14 protein-coding genes and 1 pseudogene are annotated in these 17,442 nt (G+C 61.7%); 5 read left to right on the top strand and 10 right to left on the bottom strand.

Annotated features, from left to right (window positions below; all coding sequences use genetic code 11):
• Nucleotides 1-25: 25 nt before the first annotated feature.
• Entirely contained in the window at nt 26-1,453 is a 1,428-nt protein-coding gene (gene arcD / locus QMK54_RS24715) for an arginine-ornithine antiporter (protein ID WP_320402946.1), read from the top strand.
• Nucleotides 1,450-2,313 (top strand): DNA-3-methyladenine glycosylase, encoded by an 864-nt coding sequence (locus QMK54_RS24710; protein WP_320401496.1) that lies wholly within the window; start codon nt 1,450-1,452, stop codon nt 2,311-2,313. Before arcD ends, QMK54_RS24710 begins: the two co-directional genes overlap by 4 nt.
• A gap of 112 nt (nt 2,314-2,425) precedes the next feature.
• Here the strand turns inward: QMK54_RS24710 and QMK54_RS24705 are convergent, their stop codons facing one another.
• From QMK54_RS24705 to gap, 10 genes and pseudogenes are all read right to left on the bottom strand, one after another.
• A complete protein-coding gene (locus QMK54_RS24705; RefSeq protein ID WP_320401495.1) occupies nt 2,426-3,775 on the bottom strand; it encodes a CoA transferase in 1,350 nt (449 codons plus the stop codon).
• A 156-nt stretch (nt 3,776-3,931) separates the two neighbouring features.
• Nucleotides 3,932-4,687: a methyl-accepting chemotaxis protein gene (locus tag QMK54_RS31305; protein WP_411740833.1), complete on the bottom strand. Its 756-nt coding sequence runs from the start codon at nt 4,685-4,687 to the stop codon at nt 3,932-3,934.
• Between the two features lie 102 nt (nt 4,688-4,789).
• Nucleotides 4,790-5,797, bottom strand: a pseudogene (locus QMK54_RS31300) (HAMP domain-containing protein); the annotation flags it as partial.
• 473 nt (nt 5,798-6,270) lie between these two features.
• On the bottom strand, nt 6,271-6,660 hold the full coding sequence (locus QMK54_RS24695; RefSeq protein WP_223589285.1) for a YbaN family protein: 390 nt from the start codon (nt 6,658-6,660) through the stop codon (nt 6,271-6,273).
• Nucleotides 6,661-6,821: 161 nt separating this feature from the next.
• Nucleotides 6,822-7,424: a biliverdin-producing heme oxygenase gene (locus QMK54_RS24690; protein WP_110662007.1), complete on the bottom strand. Its 603-nt coding sequence runs from the start codon at nt 7,422-7,424 to the stop codon at nt 6,822-6,824.
• A 114-nt stretch (nt 7,425-7,538) separates the two neighbouring features.
• Nucleotides 7,539-10,103, bottom strand: coding sequence for a TonB-dependent receptor (locus QMK54_RS24685; RefSeq protein ID WP_320401493.1), 2,565 nt, complete (start codon nt 10,101-10,103; stop codon nt 7,539-7,541).
• A gap of 122 nt (nt 10,104-10,225) precedes the next feature.
• On the bottom strand, nt 10,226-11,191 hold the full coding sequence (locus QMK54_RS24680) for a FecR family protein (protein WP_320401492.1): 966 nt from the start codon (nt 11,189-11,191) through the stop codon (nt 10,226-10,228).
• A 121-nt stretch (nt 11,192-11,312) separates the two neighbouring features.
• Complete coding sequence (locus QMK54_RS24675) at nt 11,313-11,831, bottom strand: RNA polymerase sigma factor (protein ID WP_223589291.1); 519 nt, start codon at nt 11,829-11,831, stop codon at nt 11,313-11,315.
• A 77-nt stretch (nt 11,832-11,908) separates the two neighbouring features.
• The gene (locus QMK54_RS24670) at nt 11,909-12,373 is read right to left on the bottom strand and encodes a methylglyoxal synthase (RefSeq protein WP_223589293.1); all 465 of its coding nucleotides are present in this window, start codon (nt 12,371-12,373) and stop codon (nt 11,909-11,911) included.
• A gap of 149 nt (nt 12,374-12,522) precedes the next feature.
• Nucleotides 12,523-13,524: a type I glyceraldehyde-3-phosphate dehydrogenase gene (gap, locus tag QMK54_RS24665; RefSeq protein WP_223589296.1), complete on the bottom strand. Its 1,002-nt coding sequence runs from the start codon at nt 13,522-13,524 to the stop codon at nt 12,523-12,525.
• Nucleotides 13,525-13,744: 220 nt separating this feature from the next.
• On the opposite strand from gap, the gene edd reads away from it, so the two are divergent.
• The 3 genes from edd (at nt 13,745) to QMK54_RS24650 (ending at nt 17,436) form a co-directional block, all read left to right on the top strand.
• Nucleotides 13,745-15,571: a phosphogluconate dehydratase gene (gene edd, locus QMK54_RS24660; protein WP_110662283.1), complete on the top strand. Its 1,827-nt coding sequence runs from the start codon at nt 13,745-13,747 to the stop codon at nt 15,569-15,571.
• Nucleotides 15,568-16,527, top strand: a complete 960-nt coding sequence (locus QMK54_RS24655; RefSeq protein ID WP_320401491.1) for a glucokinase — start codon at nt 15,568-15,570, stop codon at nt 16,525-16,527. Before edd ends, QMK54_RS24655 begins: the two co-directional genes overlap by 4 nt.
• Before the next feature lie 177 nt (nt 16,528-16,704).
• Nucleotides 16,705-17,436, top strand: coding sequence for a response regulator (locus QMK54_RS24650; protein ID WP_110663107.1), 732 nt, complete (start codon nt 16,705-16,707; stop codon nt 17,434-17,436).
• Nucleotides 17,437-17,442: the final 6 nt, after the last annotated feature.

Here is a 17,442-nt window from a genome sequence, read left to right as displayed (position 1 = left end):
GCCCCCGGAAAATGGAGTTGCAATGATGTCGCAATCGCCGAACAAGCTTCGCCTGAGCGCATTGATCGCATTGGTGGTGGGTTCGATGATCGGCGGCGGGATTTTTTCCCTGCCGCAAAACATGGCGGCCAGGGCCGATGCCGGGGCGATTCTGATCGGTTGGGCGATCACCGCCGTCGGCATGCTGACCCTGGCGTTCGTGTTCCAGACCCTGGCCAACCGCAAGCCGGAACTGAACTCCGGCGTGTACGCCTACGCCAAGGCCGGTTTCGGCGACTACATGGGGTTTTCATCCGCCTGGGGGTACTGGATCAGTGCCTGGCTGGGCAACGTCGGCTACTTCATTTTGCTGTTCAGTACCCTCGGCTATTTCTTTCCGGTCTTCGGCGAAGGCAACACGCCGATTGCCATCGCCTGCGCTTCGGTGCTGCTGTGGACCGTGCATTTTGTGGTGATGCGCGGGATCAAGGAGGCCGCGTTCATCAACCAGGTGACCACGGTCGCCAAGATCGTGCCGCTGATCATGTTCATCGTGATTGCCGCCGTGGCGTTCAAGGCAGACATCTTTACCCTCGATATCTGGGGGCGCAACAACCCGGAATTCGGCAGCGTGATGGATCAGGTCCGGCACATGATGCTGGTCACCGTGTTCGTGTTCATCGGCATCGAAGGCGCCAGTGTCTATTCGGCCCGGGCGGAGAAACGCTCCGACGTGGGCCGGGCGACGGTGATCGGGTTCGTTGGGGTATTGGCCCTGCTGGTGCTGGTGAACGTGCTGTCGCTGGGGATCATGTCTCAACCGGAACTGGCGAAATTGCAGAACCCCTCTTTGGCGGCGGTGCTGGAACACATCGTCGGTCCCTGGGGTGCGTTGCTGATCAGCGTCGGCCTGGCGATCTCGCTGTTGGGTGCGTTGTTGTCCTGGGCGCTGCTGTGCGCCGAAATCCTCTTTGCCACGGCGAAAGACAAGACCATGCCGGCCTTCTTGACCAGGGAGAACGCCAACCACGTGCCGGTCAATGCGATGTGGCTGACCAACTCGATGATCCAGTTGTTCTTGCTGATCACGCTGTTTTCCGCCGGCACCTACACCAGCCTGATTTATCTGGCCTCTTCGATGATTCTGGTGCCGTATCTGTGGTCGGCGGCCTATGCCGTGTTGTTGTGCGCGCGGGGTGACACTTATCAACAGGCGCCCGTCGAGCGCACCAAGGATCTGCTGATTGGTGGCATCGCCCTGGTCTACGCAGTGTGGTTGTTGTATGCCGGGGGCCTGAAATATCTGCTGCTGTCGGCGTTGCTGTATGCGCCCGGCGTGATCCTGTTTGCCAAGGCTCGCCATGAGCAGGGCATGCCATTGTTCACGGTTATCGAGAAGGGCATTTTCACCTGTGTCATCGGTGGCGCAGGGCTGGCGGCCTATGGCTTGTACAGCGGCTTGTTGAGCCTGTGAAGATGTTGCTGGCGTATCAACCACCCTATGATTGGCCGGCGATGTTGGGTTTTTTGTCGGCGCGGGCGATTACCGGGCTGGAAACCGTGGTCGACGGCGTGTATTCGCGCAGCATCGGTTTGAACGGCGCCTGCGGTACGTTCTCGATCCAGCCTGCCACCGCCGATGCCCTTGAGTTGAGCCTGGACTTTCCAGACCCGGGTGCCGTACCTGCAATCGTCGCAAGCGTGCGACGGATGTTTGATCTGGACGCCGAGCTGTCCACGATGCATCGGCACCTGGCGGTTGATCCGCTGTTGGCGCGGCTGATTGCCGAGCGCCCCGGGCTGCGTGTGCCGGGGGCGTGGGATGGCCTGGAACTGGCGATCCGCGCGGTGTTGGGGCAGCAGATTACGGTGGTGGCGGCGATCCGGTTGGCGGGCAAACTGGTCGCGCAGTACGGCACGCCCTTCCATTCAGGGCTGCCGGGGGTGACCCATGTGTTTCCCGAGGTCGGCGTTCTGGCGGGTGCGGATCTCGCCGCGTTGGGGATGCCGAAAAGCCGTGGCCGAACGTTGTCGGGTGTGGCTCAGGCGTTGCTTGATGATCCGCGATTGTTCGAGCCCGATCGGGACGGAGGCGTAGCGCGCTTGCTGGCCTTGCATGGGATTGGTGACTGGACGGCGCAGTACATTGCGCTGCGGCAGCTGCGGCAGATGGATGGGTTTCCCAATGGTGATGTGGGGCTGATCAATGCGTTGGTGGCGCTGGAAGGTGGGCCGGTGACAGCGAAGCAGCTTTTGGCGCGAGCCGAAACCTGGCGGCCTTATCGGGGGTATGCGGCGCAGTTGTTGTGGACTTCGTTGAGTCGGGTGGACTGAGCTGATCCGGGTTTTGTGTTGCCTGTCCTGGGGTCTTCGCGAGCAAGCCCGCTCCCACAGGTGACCGCGATCAACTGTGGGAGCGGGCTTGCTCGCGAAGGCGATCCGGCCGTCACCACCACTGCGCGCGATGGGAACCCAATTCCGTTGCCGGTAGCGCCCACTGCATCGGCGTCCCGGTTATCTTCAAAGGCGCATGCAACCGATACGCAGGCCCCCACGGCGTCTGTTCCACGATCAACCCCTGATCCTGCTCATCTTCCGCACACAAGGCCTCACTCATCCCAGACCCATGTTCGATCAACAACTTCGCCGTGCGCGCCAAGGACAATCGCGCCGAGCCCCCGGAACCGTCGCTCAACCTTTGCGCCAGCAACCGGATCGCACTGGCCGCCATCAAATATCCGGTGGCGTGATCGAGGGCCTGCACGGGCAGCGGTGTCGGTTTGTCGGCACCTTTGCAGAGCATACCGGCGTCGGCAATACCGCTACTCATCTGCACCAGGCTGTCGAAGCCCCGGCGGTTTTGCCAGGGGCCGCTCCAGCCGTAGGCATTGAGGCAAACATCAATCAGGCTCGGGTTCATGGACCGGCGCTCATTCACGCCGAAGCCAAGTCGCTCAAGGGCATCGGCACGATAGCCATGCAGCAGAATGTCGGCATCCCTGAGCAGACATTCGAATACGGCGCGGTCGGTCTTGTCGTACAGATCAAGGCGCGCGCAACGTTTTCCCAAAGTGACTTCCGGCACCACCCCGGGCTCGTTCCAGGTCGGCGGATCGATGCGCAAGACATCAGCACCCAGGCCTGCCAGAAAGCGACTGGCGATGGGGCCGGCGAGCACGCGGGTCAAATCCAGCACCTTGAGGCCGGCCAGTGGTCGAGCCACTGAACCTGTCCACACTTTGCGGCCTTGGCTTGGGTGGTTGGCGAACTGAATCAAGGATTCGGCATTCACTGCCTGGCCTTGAGGATGGACCTGCCATTGATCCCAAGTGCGCATCTCGGCGGCACAACCCCCGGCATCGACCACCGCTTGCTCCAGCTCGCTGTTCGCCCATTGCGCCACTTTGCCGGCCATCGCTGCGCGGTCGGCACAGGCGCCCAGCACGCTTTCGGCCGCGGCGCGGTGATGGGGCGCGTTGGTGTGCAGGCGAATCCAGCCATCGCGGGTGGCGTAGTCACCGGCCACCGGGTCCCACAGCGGCGGGACGCTCCAGCCTATCGGGCGAATCGAGGTCGCGAACCAGAATGATGCGAGGCGTCGGTCAACTTCAAGGTCGGGCAGGTGCCCGGTTTGCTGGTGCAGCAGTTCGCTGGCGGCCTGGCCGGCGGCAGCGATGCTGGCGCAGGCCAGATCCGTGACGGCAAACGCCGAGGGCAGGGCGCCGCTGGAGGTGAATGGAATCGGGGTGTGAGGCAAACCGAGTGCGGCTTGAATGGACGTGAGCAGATCAGTCATCGAAGGGCCCTCCGGAGCGAGAGCACGATCATAGTTCAAAAAAATCGGGGCCAGATGAAATCCCTTTGTGGGAGCGGGCTTGCTCGCGAAGAGGCCGGCACATTCAACAACGATGTTGTCAGGCACACCGCATTCGCGAGCAAGCCCGCTCACATTTTAAACGCGGAACTGATCCATCAACTTCATCTGGTGGGTGGTCAGGGCGTTGAGCTGGCTGCTGATCTGCGCCGATTCGGTGGCCTGGCCGGTCAGGGTTTCGGTGACGGTGCGGATCGCCGAGACGTTGCGGTTGACCTCTTCGGCCACTGCGCTTTGCTGTTCGGCGGCGCTGGCGATTTGCAGGTTCATGTCGCTGATCACGGTGACCGCGTCGCTGATCTTGCCCAAGGCCTGGACCGCCTGCTGGATCTGCCCGGCGTTGCTGTGGGCCTGGGTCTGGCTTGAATGCATGGTGGCGACCACGCCGCGGGTGCCGGACTGGATGCGTTCGATCACCAGGCGAATTTCTTCCACCGAGTCCTGGGTGCGCTTGGCCAGATTGCGCACTTCGTCGGCGACCACCGCAAAGCCACGACCGCTTTCACCGGCGCGGGCCGCTTCGATCGCCGCGTTGAGGGCCAGCAGGTTGGTTTGTTCGGCGATGCTGCGGATCACCTCCAGCACCGAGCCGATCTGCTCGCTGTTGACCGCCAGGGCTTCGACTTCGGTCACGGCCTTGCTGACTTCGTCGGCCAGTTGATTGATGTCGCGGGTGCTGCGCTCGATGATCTGCATGCCATCGCGGGCCGACTGGTCGGCACCCTTGGCGGCATTGGCCGCGTTCGAGGCGCTGTTGGCGACATCGTGGGCGGTGGCGCTCATTTCGTTGGACGCGGTGGCGACCTGGTCGATTTCACGGAACTGCACCTGCATGCCTTCGCTGGTCTGGCGGGCGATTTCCGACGACTGATCGGCCGTGCCACGGGCATCGGTGATGCTTTGCTTGATCTGCGCGATGGTCGGTTGCAGCTTGTCGAGGAAGCGGTTGAACCAGCTCACCAGTTCGCCCAGTTCGTCTTTCTTGCTGTAGTGCAGGCGCTGGGTCAGGTCGCCGTCGCCACTGGCAATCGCCTTGAGCATCTCGGCCACGCTGTTGATCGGCCGGGTCACGCCCGATGCGGTGAGCCACATCAGCAGCAGTCCGAGCACACCGGCGATCACCGCCACTGACAGGGCCTTGATCGTGCCGCTTTGCTGGGCATCGTCGAGCACCGCTTGCAGCTTCACCGAATCGGCCAGCAGCACTTGCTTGGGCAGGTCGATCACCACGGCCCAGGCCTTGGCATCGGCGATCGGGCTGACCGGGTACACCGCACGGATCAGGTCGCCTTGCTGGAGAATCTTCGGTGCACCGCTGCCGAGCAATTGCAGGATGTCCTTGCCATCCGCACCCAGGGTGTCGCCGATGCTCTTGCCGACTTTCGTTGCGTCGACGCTGTAGGCCGCCATCACGCCAGTGCCGGAGACGATCAGCATGTGCCCGGCGCTATTGAACAGTTCGCGCTGGGAATCGACGGCCGCCGCTTGCAGGGCGTCGAGGGCGATGTCGATACCGACCACGCCGATCGACTTGCCATCCACCAGCAGCGGTACGGAAATGGTGGTCATCAGCACTTCCTTGTTGCCGACGGTATCGGCGTACGGGTCGAGCAGGCAGATACGCTTGCTGTCCCGCGGGCAGGTGTACCAGACGTTGTACGGCGTGCCGCTGAGGTTCAGGGTGGTCTTGGTCATGTCCTCTTCGACCATGATCGTGTTCAGCGACTCACCCCCGGCGCGGCTCCAGTAGGTGGCGAAACGGCCAATCTCGTTAGACTGGCGGGCGGCGTCGTTGGCAAATTCGCTGTCCTTGCCGTCCAGGCCGTTGGGTTCGAACGCCAGCCAGATGCCCAGCACTTTGCTATTGCGCTCGAAGGCGGTTTTCAGGCTCTGGTTCAACTCCTCACGCAGGGCGCCTGGCTCAAGCGAGCGCTTGGCGGCCATGGTGCGCATGTCCTTGATCTGGTCGGCCAGGGCGGTCACCACCGTCAGGGTTTCACCGAACGTCTTCTGCACCCGCACCGCTTGTTCGGCGGCCTTGGCCTGGAGCAGGTCCTGCACACTGGCGGTGAGCATTCTGCTGCTGGAATCGTTGACCAGATCATCGTTCTGATTGGTCTGGTAGATGTTCATGCCCACTATCAAGGCGACTACGCCCAGCAGGCACAGACCGGACAGCAGGACGATTTTCAGGCGGATGGACAGTGAGTCGAACATAGGGCGAACTCGCGAATGGATGAAGTGTTGGCTGTGGGCCGCTGCGGCTCACTCGCTAAATCCATTTAGCGCCGATCAATGCACATCGGCGTGTCGCTGAGGTTACATGAGGGGCAACCCGACGAACGGTATTGGTTGAACGTTTGCGCAGTAAAATGTGCCGAAAAGCGCTTTAAAACGAAGAAAAATCGCGGAGTTGTTCAGGTGGTATCCGGCAGTGATTCCGGTCGCGACCAGATCCACAGGTTGCCCAACCCCATGCCGGCAATCGCCAGGTAGATCGGCCAGCCATGATCGAGCATCACCAGCATCAGGCCGGCGCATAACAGCATGCTGACAGTGGCGCTGACTTTGGCCCGGCGCGCGATGATCTTGCCGTTGCGCCAGTTATGGAGGATAGGGCCGAACAGCCGGTGGTTTTCCAGCCAGGCGCTCAGGCGCGGCGAACTGCGGGTCGCGGCCCAGGCGGCGAGCAGGATGAACTCGGTGGTTGGCAGGCCGGGTATCACGATCGCAATCAGGCCGATGCCCAGGCTGACGTAGGCGAGCAGGCCGAAGAGGAGGCGGGAGAGTTTTGAAGAGGCGGGCATGGGCTCAAGGCAACACGTGAGGCGAATCGAAATCCTACAGGCTAACAACATCTCCTGTGGGAGCGGGTTTGCTCGCGAAGAGGGTGTGTCAGTGGACATCAATGCCGACTGACACGCCGCTTTCGCGAGCAAGCCCGCTCCCACAAGGGGAGCGCGTTGGATCAGGCGGCTTCGGTAGCGTAAGCCTGCTCCAGCAACACGGTAAAACGGTTGAACGCGTCGATGGCGCCTTTTTCCACTTCGGCTTCTTCCTGGGCGCTGAACTCCAGGCCGTCCAGGGTTTTGACGAAGCTCTTCCAGCCTTCCGCGCGGCCACCGGCCGGTTCGCCGAGGTGGCGGGCGCCGAAGGTTTCGCTCAGGCCAAGGCCCACGGCGCGCTTGATCAGGAACGCCGCGCCGAGTTTCGAACCTTCCGAAACAAAAATCCAGCCCAGGGCTTGGGCCTTGGTCGGGTTCTTCAGGGCACCAGCGACAGGTGCCGGCACGTCGGTGTCCAGGTCCGCCAGGTCCGCCTTGGCAGCATCGGCGCGGCAGCGGGCCGGCAGGTCCGGGACGATGGCGGTCAGTTCGGCATCGTTGTACAGCGACACCAGCTCCGACTGGAACAGGTACTGCGCCACCACGAAACGGGCGAAATTGGCCTGGGTCTCAAACGGGGCATGGGCTTTGACCAGGGCATCGAGCTTGGTGTGCGGTTCGTTGGTGATCTGGTTCAAACGCTGGGAACGCAAGTTGGGGCGTTGTTCGGTGGCCTGGGTAGTCATGGCAATTCCTTGGGGGAAGAAGAGGCGCTTGGTAACGAGACGAACAAGCAGGCGCCTGACAGTAAAAAATCCTCGCCGGACGGTTTCAATTCACCGCCCGGCGGGATGGCCGGATCAGATATCCCAGGTCAGGTTGACCGCGAAGTTGCGACCCGGCTGGGTCAGGCGGTCGAGGTTGGCCGGTTGGGTCACCGAGGCTTCGCCGACACTGTCGTAGCCGCGCACGTCATCCCACAGCCAGTACTTTTTGTCGGTGAGGTTGTAGACGCCGCCACTGACGGTCACATCGTCGGTCACCTTGTAGAACGCGCTCAGGTCCAGAATGCCGAAGCCGGGAGTCTTGAACTGGGTGCTGGTGCCGTCCGGGGTCTTGAAGCTGCTGCTGTCGACGCGGTCCTTCTTCTTCACCAGGGTCCAGCTGAGCAAGCCACCGTAGGTGTCCTGGTCGTAGCCGAGGCCGAACACGCCGGTCAGCGGGTTGACGCTGTTTAGCGGTTCGCCCGAGTCGTCGTTGCGACCGTAGGCATAGGCCACCGAGCCCTGGGTGTAGAGGCCTTGCGGCGCGCCGAAGGCGTCGAGGTTCAGGCGACCCTTGACCTCGGCACCCTTGATGGTGGCGTGTTTGATGTTGTTGCTCTGGAACGTGGTCTCGGTGTAGCCCGGAGTGATGGCGTTCTCGTCGATGAAGTCGCGGTATTTGTTGTAGAACACCGCCACGTCAAACGAGCCCTGTTCGAAGTTGCCGCGCAAACCGGTCTCGTAGCTCTTGCTCTTTTCCGGTTCGAGGTCCGGGTTAGGCGCGACCTGATAGCCGCCGGCGAGGTTTTCGAAACGACCATACAACGCCTTGGCAGTCGGGGTACGGAAGCCTTCGGCGTATTTGCCGTACCAGGTGTAATAGTCGTTGAAGCTGTAGGTAGTGCCAAAATTCGGCGACAGGCGATGCCAGGTCTTGGTTTCGTCGCTTACCGTGCCGTTGCGACTCTGGTCGGCGGTGGCCAGGAACTCTTCGGTGATGTGCGGCTTGAGCTGGGTGTAGTCGTAGCGAGCACCGGGCACGAAAGTCCAGTTGCCCCAACTGATCTGATCCTGGGCGAACAGGCTGTAGGTGTTGACGGTTGGGTCCGGGAAGTCACTGGCGGGTGTCAGCGTGTCGGTGGTGCTAGGTGCGCCGATGACCCGGCAGGCACCGGCCACGGTCAGGCACGTGCCGGTACCGGTACGCAGGCCGGTAATCTTGTCCTGCTTGATGGTGGTGCCATAAGTGACGAGGTGCTCGGTGTCGGCGATGGCAAACGACTTGTCAGCCTGGGCATCGAATACCCATTGGCGATCCTTGTAGTTGGTATCGCGGTTACGCAGCACGGTCCGCGACGGCGCGTAGATTTCCTCGGTGCTCTGGTCGGTCTTGGCGATCTGGTAGTTCAGCGACCACTTGATGTTGTCAGCCAGTGCGCTGTCCAGGCCGAAGCTGTGTTCCAGGCCAAAGCGTTCGCGGGTGATCGTGTCGTTGCCGGTGCGGGCTTTGTAGAAGCCGAAACCGCGTCCGGCGTTGAACGGGCCGCCCACGGCGCTCAATTGATTGGTGTCGCGGTCGTCCTTGTAATGCTCGTAGGTCAGGCCCAGGCGTGCGTCGTCGGCGTAATCCCAGCCCAGTTTGGCTAGCACGCTAGTGGTGCGAGCGTCCTGGGGGTTGGCCTCGGTACGATTCAGGCCAGTGCCACCGGTTTCGCCATAGGACTCTGTTTCATGACCGTTGCGCTGACTGAAGTGCAACAGGCCATCGAACTCGCCGGTGCGACCGGCGACGGTGCCGGACGTCAGCCAGCTTTCGTCGGCGGAGCTGTAGCCGGTTTTCAGACGTGCACCAACATCCTTGCCCGGTTTGATGATGTCGTCAGCGTCCAGCGTGTAGTAGCTGACGGCGCCGCCAATGGCGTTGCTGCCATACAGCACTGAGGCCGGGCCGCGGAGGATTTCCACACGCTTGACGATTTCCGGGTCGACGTAGTTGCGGTTGGTCTGGGCATACGGGCCGTTGAAGAAACCGTCAGGGACCTGCACGCCATCGACCTGGGTCAGCACGCGGTCGCCATCGATGCCGCGAATGTTGTAGCCAGTGATGCCGGCGCGCTGGCCTGCGCCACCTACCGATACACCGGGTTCGTAGCGCACCAGTTCCTTGATGGTATTGACGTTGTTGCGGTCCAGATCTTCGCGCGTGTAGACAGAGACCGTGCTCGGCACGCTGCTCACGGACTGTTCGTTACGGGTGGCGCTGATGGTCACCTGATCCAGATTCAGGGCACTGCCAGCGCTGCGCTTTTCCAGCACGATGCTGTTGTTGCCCAGTTTGCGATAGCTCAGGTTGGTCCCCACCAACAGGCGATCCAGGGCTTTCTCCGGCGACAGGGAGCCGCGTACGCCCGGCGAGGCCACACCTTGTGCCAGCTCCGACGACACACCGACCTGCCAGCCCGTCACGGCGGTAAAGGCATTGAGTGCCGACACCAGTGACTGCTGGGGAATGGCGAACGAGTAGTCGCCCATTTTGCGGGTCGACTGCTCGGCGGTGGTGGCGGCCATCAGCGGTGCGGTGCCGGCCATCAAGATGGCAGCGGTCAGCAGCGACAGCACGCGGGAAGGTGAAGGGGCTTGGCGGGTAAGGCGAGAGGACATCGATAGCGCTCCGTGTCGCACGAATCTTTATAGGTGCTGATTGGCATCATGAGATGCGAATCAATTGCATTGGCTATAACGAGACGTACGGGATTTGCCTATCGAGTAAAAATAATTCTCATTCAGTTCAGTATGACCAACGCGGGGAATTCCTGCAGCCGGGCCGAGGTGATGTGGGCCAGGGAACGGACCACGTCCAGCGGTTGATCGAGGCGATAGTTACCGGTCACGGTGACATCAGCCAGTTGTTCGTTGTTGTTGATGATCCAGCCCGGGTAGTAGCGGCGCAGTTCGGCCAGCACCTGGTTCAACGGGCAGTTTTCGAACACCAGGCGCCCCTGCACCCACGCCAGGTCGGTGGCGGCATCCAGCTTGGCCGGGCGGTCGAAGCCGTTGGGGCCGATGCGGATACTTTCCCCGGCGGACAGGCGAACCCGGGCATCGTCACGGGTGGCGCGCAAGTCGACATTCCCGCGCTGCACCCGCACCTGTGCCACGCCGTCGAGGTAACGCACGGCAAATGCGGTATCGAGAACGCTGGCCGTGACCGGGCCGGCATCGATTTCCAGAGGTTGGCCGCGACTGGCCTGGACTTCGAAAAACGCTTCACCCTGATACAGGCGGGCGACACGTTGTTGATCGTTGATGGTGCTGGAAAACGCCGAATTGGTGTTGAGCAGGACCCTGGAGCCGTCGTCCAGTTGCAGGCGCTGGCGCTCGCCGACCACGGTCAGGTGATCGGCCTGCAGGCGCATCGGCAAATTGCTGAAATTGAACAGGCCGAGCAGCAGCACGGCGGCAGTGGCCAGCGGTTTCCAGTGCGGACGCAGGCGAGCGAGGACGGTGACTTTCGCGGGACGGGCAGCCAGGCTTTGCGCGCATTTCGCCACTTGCGGGCCGTCCCAGATCGCCTGGGCCTTGGCGAAGGCCTGGGCATTGAGCGGGTCGGCATCGAGCCAGGCATGAAACTGGCGGGTCTGCTCCTCGTCGGGACTGCCGAGCACGATCAGCCAGTCCAGGGCCTGGTCCATCGCGCTAGCGGAGTCCTGCGCCGAAGAAGGCTCAGGGGAGCGGTGGTTGTCCGTCACGGTGTTTCCTCGGCTGTGTCTGTGCACGGCTGTTTTTTTAGTGAAGCGTAAAAAGTGGGCCAAGGGTAGCAAAGCCCGATGACCAGCGCAGTCGGTCAGGGTCAGCGCAAGATCCAGACGCTCAATTGGCGTTCAAGCGATCGGCAACCCCGATGCAGATCGACATGATCAATTTGAGTTCTTTCTGCACGGTGCTGAGGGACACGTTCAACTCGTCGGCGATTTCCTGGTAGCTGTGCCCGTGCAGGCGGCTGAGGATGAAAATCCGCTGTTGGCGGTCGCTGAGTTCACTGAGGCTCACGTTCAGGCGCTCCAGCAATTGTTCGGCATGAGCGGCGTCTTCGGCGCTGCTGGTGGGGGCGGCGACGCTGTGCACCACCTCCTGGGGTACGTCCTCGACCATGGTGCGCGAATGGATGCGCCGCGCGCGCAGATGGTCCAGCGCCAGGTTGCGCGCCGTCTGGAAAACAAAGGGCTCGAGATGATCGATGGCCCGCTCGCTCAACGCACGGGTCACCCGCAGGTAGGTTTCCTGCAGGAGGTCTTCAGCGGTGCTGTGATTGTTGACCATTCGCTCCAGCGTACGCAGCAGGGAGGTGCGCTGGGTGAGGAAAACGTGGTTGAAGCGCGACTGACTCACGGGAGGACCTGATCCATTTCTAGCGAATGATAATGCTTATCATCCACCCGAGTGGTCAAGTATTGATTTGTGAAGGTTTAAGCGCGTCCCTGCAAATAGCTCGCGTAATCGGGAATCCGATGGCTGTGCGCCTGGTCCATCAACGGGCTGCTGATGAGGTAATCGGCGCTGCACTCGTTGCATGCCACCGGGATGTTCCAGACCGCCGCGACCCGCAGCAACGCCTTGATGTCCGGGTCGTGTGGTTGCGGTTCGAAGGGGTCCCAGAAGAACACCAGCATGTCGACCCGTTGCTCGGCGATTTGCGCACCAAGCTGTTGGTCGCCGCCCAGCGGACCACTGATCATGCTCTCCACGGGCAGGTCGAGGCGTTGTTGCAACAACAACCCGGTGGTGCCGGTGGCGACCAGATCATGCTGGGCCAGTTTGTCTTTTTGCCGTTCGGCCCAGTCCAGCAAGAACACCTTGCAGTGGTCATGGGCAACCAGGGCGATACGCTTGCGCGCCGCCAGGGTCTTTTGCGTAAAGCTGATGCCGATCATGGGTTGTTGCTCCAGAAATGACACGCACCCTGTAGGAGCGAGCTTGCTCGCGATGGTCGTTAACGATGACAAGGGTCGCCTGAATGAGCGCGGTGCCCTTACATCCATCGCGAGCAAGCTCGCTCCTACAAGACCGGGGGGCGTGCTGCTTATTCAGCGTTGCACAGCGCCAGGCAGTTATCGAGCATGCGGTTGGAGAAGCCCCACTCGTTGTCATACCAGGCCAATACCTTGAGCAGCTTGCCGCTGGATTTGGTGTGGTTGGCGTCGAAGATCGACGACAGCGGGTTGTGGTTGAAGTCGCTGGAGACCAGCGGCAGGGTGTTGTACCCAAGGATTTTCGAGTGCTGGCTGGCTTCTTTCATCAGCGCATTGACTTCATCGGCCGACGCTTCGCGCTTGAGCTGTACCGTCAGGTCCACCAGCGACACATTGATCACCGGTACACGCACCGACATGCCGGTCAATTTGCCCGCCAGTTCCGGCAGCACCAGGCCCACCGCTTCAGCAGCACCGGTCTTGCTCGGGATCATGTTCTGGGTGGCCGAACGGGCGCGGTACGGATCGACGTGATAGACGTCGGTCAGGTGCTGGTCGTTGGTATAGGCGTGAATAGTGGTCATCAGGCCGCTTTCGATCCCCAGTTCGCGATGCAGCACCTGGGCCACCGGGGCCAGGCAGTTGGTGGTGCACGATGCGTTGGAAATGATTTGGTGCGATTGGCGCAGAATGTCGTGGTTCACCCCGTAAACCACGGTGGCGTCGGCGCCTTTGGCCGGGGCCGAAATGATCACTTTGCGCGCGCCGGCCGTAATATGCGCGGCGGCCTTGGCCCGGTCGGTGAACAGACCGGTGCATTCGAACACCACATCAATCTTTTCCGCGGCCCAGGGCAGGTCGGCCGGGTTGCGAATGGCACTGACCGAAATGCGGTCGCCATTGACCGTCAGGCTCTCCTGGTCATGCTGGACATCGGCATCGAACGTGCCGTGAACGGTGTCGTACTTGAGCAAGTGAGCGTTCATAGCGCTGTCGCCCAGGTCGTTGATGGCGACGATCTGCAGATCCTGACGGTAGCCCTGGGTATAGAGTGCGCGCAGAACATTACGGCCGATGCGGCCAAAGCCATTGATTGCGATTCGAAGAGTCATATGTTTGCGCTACCGTCGTTTTGTTGTTGGAATTACAAGATTATTCGCAAAAAAATAGAAAACAAGCCTTTTTGATGGCAATATTTTGTTCAATCTACAACGAGTGACCTGAATCAACTGGTCCAACCGATCAAGAAAACCGTCTGTCATCCCATCGACACCGGCCTTTGATCAGCATAGACAATCAGGTCGCCACATCCGTTAGCCTGGAGTTCTACACATGCATCCCCGCGTCCTTGAGGTCACCGAACGGCTTATCGCCCGCAGCCGCGCCACGCGTGAGGCTTACCTTGCATTGATTCGCGGTGCGGCCAGCGACGGTCCGATGCGCGGCCAGCTGCAATGCGCCAACTTCGCCCATGGCGTGGCTGGCTGCGGCAGCGACGACAAGCACAGCCTGCGGATGATGAACTCCGCCAACATCGCGATAGTTTCGTCATATAACGACATGCTCTCGGCGCACCAGCCGTACGAAGTCTTTCCCGAACTCATCAAGAAAGCCCTGCGCGAGATCGGCTCCGTCGGCCAGTTCGCCGGCGGCACCCCGGCGATGTGCGATGGCGTGACCCAGGGCGAGCCGGGCATGGAACTGAGCCTGCCGAGCCGCGAAGTGATCGCGTTGTCCACGGCCGTGGCGCTGTCCCACAACATGTTCGACGGCGCGCTGATGCTTGGCATCTGCGACAAGATCGTGCCGGGCCTGATGATGGGTGCGCTGCGTTTCGGCCATCTGCCGATGATCTTCGTGCCAGGTGGGCCGATGGTGTCGGGCATTTCCAACAAGCAGAAAGCCGACGTGCGGCAGAAGTACGCCGAAGGCAAGGCGACCCGCGAAGAGCTGCTGGAATCGGAAATGAAGTCCTACCACAGCCCGGGCACCTGCACCTTCTACGGCACCGCCAACACCAATCAGTTGCTGATGGAAGTCATGGGCCTGCACCTGCCGGGCGCGTCCTTCGTCAACCCGAACACGCCGTTGCGCGATGCCCTGACCCGCGAAGCGGCGCACCAGGTCACGCGTTTGACCAAGCAGAACGGTGACTACATCCCGATCGGCGAAATCGTCGACGAGCGTTCGCTGGTCAACTCCATCGTGGCGCTGCACGCCACGGGCGGCTCGACCAACCACACCCTGCACATGCCGGCCATCGCCATGGCGGCGGGCATTCAGTTGACCTGGCAGGACATGGCCGACCTCTCCGAAGTCGTGCCGACCCTGAGCCACGTCTACCCCAACGGCAAAGCCGACATCAATCACTTCCAGGCCGCGGGCGGCATGTCGTTCCTGATCCGCGAGCTGCTGGAAGCCGGGCTGCTCCACGAAAACGTCAACACCGTGATGGGCCACGGCTTGAGCCGCTATACCCAGGAACCGTTCCTCGACAATGGCCAGTTGGTGTGGCGCGAGGGCGTGACCGACAGCCTCGATGAAAGCATCCTGCGTCCAGTCGCCCGAGCATTCTCGCCAGAAGGTGGCCTGCGGGTGATGGAAGGCAACCTCGGTCGTGGCGTGATGAAAGTCTCCGCCGTAGCCGTGGAAAACCAGATCGTCGAAGCACCGGCCATGGTGTTCCAGGATCAGCAGGACCTGGCCGATGCGTTCAAGGCCGGTTTGCTGGAGAAGGATTTTGTCGCGGTGATGCGCTTCCAGGGCCCGCGCTCCAACGGCATGCCGGAACTGCACAAGATGACGCCGTTCCTTGGCGTGTTGCAGGACCGCGGTTTCAAAGTGGCGCTGGTGACCGACGGGCGCATGTCCGGCGCGTCGGGGAAAATCCCGGCGGCCATTCATGTCAGCCCCGAAGCTTATGTCGGTGGCGCTTTGGCGCGGGTGCAAGAGGGCGATATCATCCGCGTCGATGGCGTCAAAGGCACCCTGGAACTTAAGGTGGACGCCGAAGAATTCGCAGCGCGCACACCAGCCAAGGGCCTGTTGGGTAACAACATCGGCACCGGTCGCGAGCTGTTCGGTTTCATGCGCATGGCCTTCAGCTCGGCGGAGCAGGGCGCCAGCGCCTTCACTTCTGCCCTGGAGACGCTTAATTGAAACTGGCTTTGGTCGGTGACATCGGTGGGACCAACGCACGTTTCGCGTTGTGGAAAAACCAGCAACTGGAAAGCGTCCAGGTGCTGGCGACGGCCGACCATGCCAGCCCGGAGGAGGCGATCAGTCTCTACCTGAGCGGGCTCGGTCTGGCGCCAGGTTCAATTGGTTCGGTGTGCCTGTCGGTGGCCGGTCCCGTGAGCGGCGACGAATTCAAGTTCACCAACAATCACTGGCGCCTGAGTCGCAAGGGCTTTTGCCAGACCTTGCAGGTCGAGCAACTGTTGCTGGTCAACGACTTCTCGGCCATGGCCCTGGGCATGACCCGTTTGCAGCCTGGCGAATTCCGCGTGGTTTGCGAAGGCACGCGGGAGCCGTTGCGCCCGGCGGTGGTGATTGGCCCGGGCACCGGCTTGGGTGTCGGCACCTTGCTCGATTTGGGCGAGGGCCGATTCGCCGCGTTGCCGGGCGAGGGTGGTCACGTCGATCTGCCATTGAGCAGCCCGCGTGAAACCCAGCTCTGGCAGCACATTTTCAATGAAATTGGCCATGTCAGTGCAGAGACAGCCCTGAGCGGCGGCGGCCTGCCTCGCGTCTACCGGGCGATCTGCGCGGTGGACGGGCACACGCCTGTGCTCGACACACCGGAAGCGATCACCGCTGCCGGGCTGGCGGGCGACCCGATTGCCGTGGAAGTGCTTGAGCAGTTCTGCTGCTGGCTCGGTCGCGTGGCCGGCAACAACGTGCTGACCACCGGCGGGCGGGGTGGCGTGTACATCGTTGGCGGGGTGATTCCACGCTTTGCCGATTTCTTCCTTGAGAGCGGTTTCGCTCGCTGCTTCGCCGACAAGGGTTGCATGAGCGATTACTTCAAGGGGATTCCGGTGTGGCTGGTGACGGCACCGTATTCGGGATTGATGGGGGCGGGTGTGGCCTTGGAACAATCTCTCCCGGCCTGAAATACAATCAAAATGTGGGAGCGGGCTTGCTCGCGAATGCGGTTTTACATTCAACACATTCGTTGACTGACACACCGCTTTCGCGAGCAAGCCCGCTCCCACAATTGTTCTTCAGTGTTTGTAAAATCGGTGCTTAAGGCATAATCCGCCCAATTCAAACAACAAGGACGCCGCCCCGTGAGCTCAGTCAACAAGTCGATTTTGTTGGTCGATGACGATCAAGAGATACGCGAGTTGCTGGACACCTACCTGACCCGCGCCGGGTTTCAGGTGCGTGCCACCGCCGATGGCGCCGGGTTTCGCCAGGCGCTGAACGACGCGCCGGCCGATCTGGTGATCCTTGATGTGATGCTGCCCGACGAAGACGGCTTCAGCCTGTGCCGCTGGATTCGCCAGCATCCGCGCCAGGCGCAGGTGCCGATCATCATGCTCACCGCCAGTTCCGACGAAGCCGACCGTGTCATCGGCCTGGAGCTGGGCGCCGACGATTACCTCGGCAAACCGTTCAGCCCACGGGAGTTGCAGGCGCGGATCAAGGCGTTGCTGCGCCGCGCACAGTTCGGCCAGGAGCGTAACGGCGGTGAGGTGCTGGCCTTCGATGACTGGCGTCTGGACATGGTCAGCCATCGGCTGTTCCACATCGACGGCGAAGAGGTGATTCTCTCGGGCGCCGACTTCGCGCTGCTGAAACTGTTCCTCGATCACCCGCAGGAAATCCTCGACCGCGACACCATTGGCAACGCCACCCGGGGGCGGGACTTGATGCCGCTCGACCGCATTGTCGATATGGCGGTCAGTCGGTTGCGCCAGCGCCTGCGCGACACGGAAAAACCGCCACGGCTGATCCGCACCGTGCGCGGCAGCGGCTACCAACTGGCAGCCAGCGTGGTTGCCGGCAATGGTCACTGAGACTTT

This window comes from Pseudomonas sp. P5_109 (assembly GCF_034009455.1).
Taxonomy (GTDB): domain Bacteria; phylum Pseudomonadota; class Gammaproteobacteria; order Pseudomonadales; family Pseudomonadaceae; genus Aquipseudomonas.
The sequence above is the reverse complement of the archived record's forward strand: the minus strand, read 5'-3'. Positions and strand labels throughout refer to the sequence as shown.

Coding starts and splice junctions, on each gene's coding strand:
- arcD (WP_320402946.1), top strand. CDS start 26: ATGTCGCAATCGCCGAACAAGCTTCGCCTGAGCGCATTGATCGCATTG.
- QMK54_RS24705 (WP_320401495.1), bottom strand. CDS start 3,775: ATGACTGATCTGCTCACGTCCATTCAAGCCGCACTCGGTTTGCCTCAC.
- QMK54_RS31305 (WP_411740833.1), bottom strand. CDS start 4,687: ATGCAGGTGCAGTTCCGTGAAATCGACCAGGTCGCCACCGCGTCCAAC.
- QMK54_RS24695 (WP_223589285.1), bottom strand. CDS start 6,660: ATGCCCGCCTCTTCAAAACTCTCCCGCCTCCTCTTCGGCCTGCTCGCC.
- QMK54_RS24690 (WP_110662007.1), bottom strand. CDS start 7,424: ATGACTACCCAGGCCACCGAACAACGCCCCAACTTGCGTTCCCAGCGT.
- QMK54_RS24685 (WP_320401493.1), bottom strand. CDS start 10,103: ATGTCCTCTCGCCTTACCCGCCAAGCCCCTTCACCTTCCCGCGTGCTG.
- QMK54_RS24670 (WP_223589293.1), bottom strand. CDS start 12,373: ATGATCGGCATCAGCTTTACGCAAAAGACCCTGGCGGCGCGCAAGCGT.
- gap (WP_223589296.1), bottom strand. CDS start 13,524: ATGACTCTTCGAATCGCAATCAATGGCTTTGGCCGCATCGGCCGTAAT.
- edd (WP_110662283.1), top strand. CDS start 13,745: ATGCATCCCCGCGTCCTTGAGGTCACCGAACGGCTTATCGCCCGCAGC.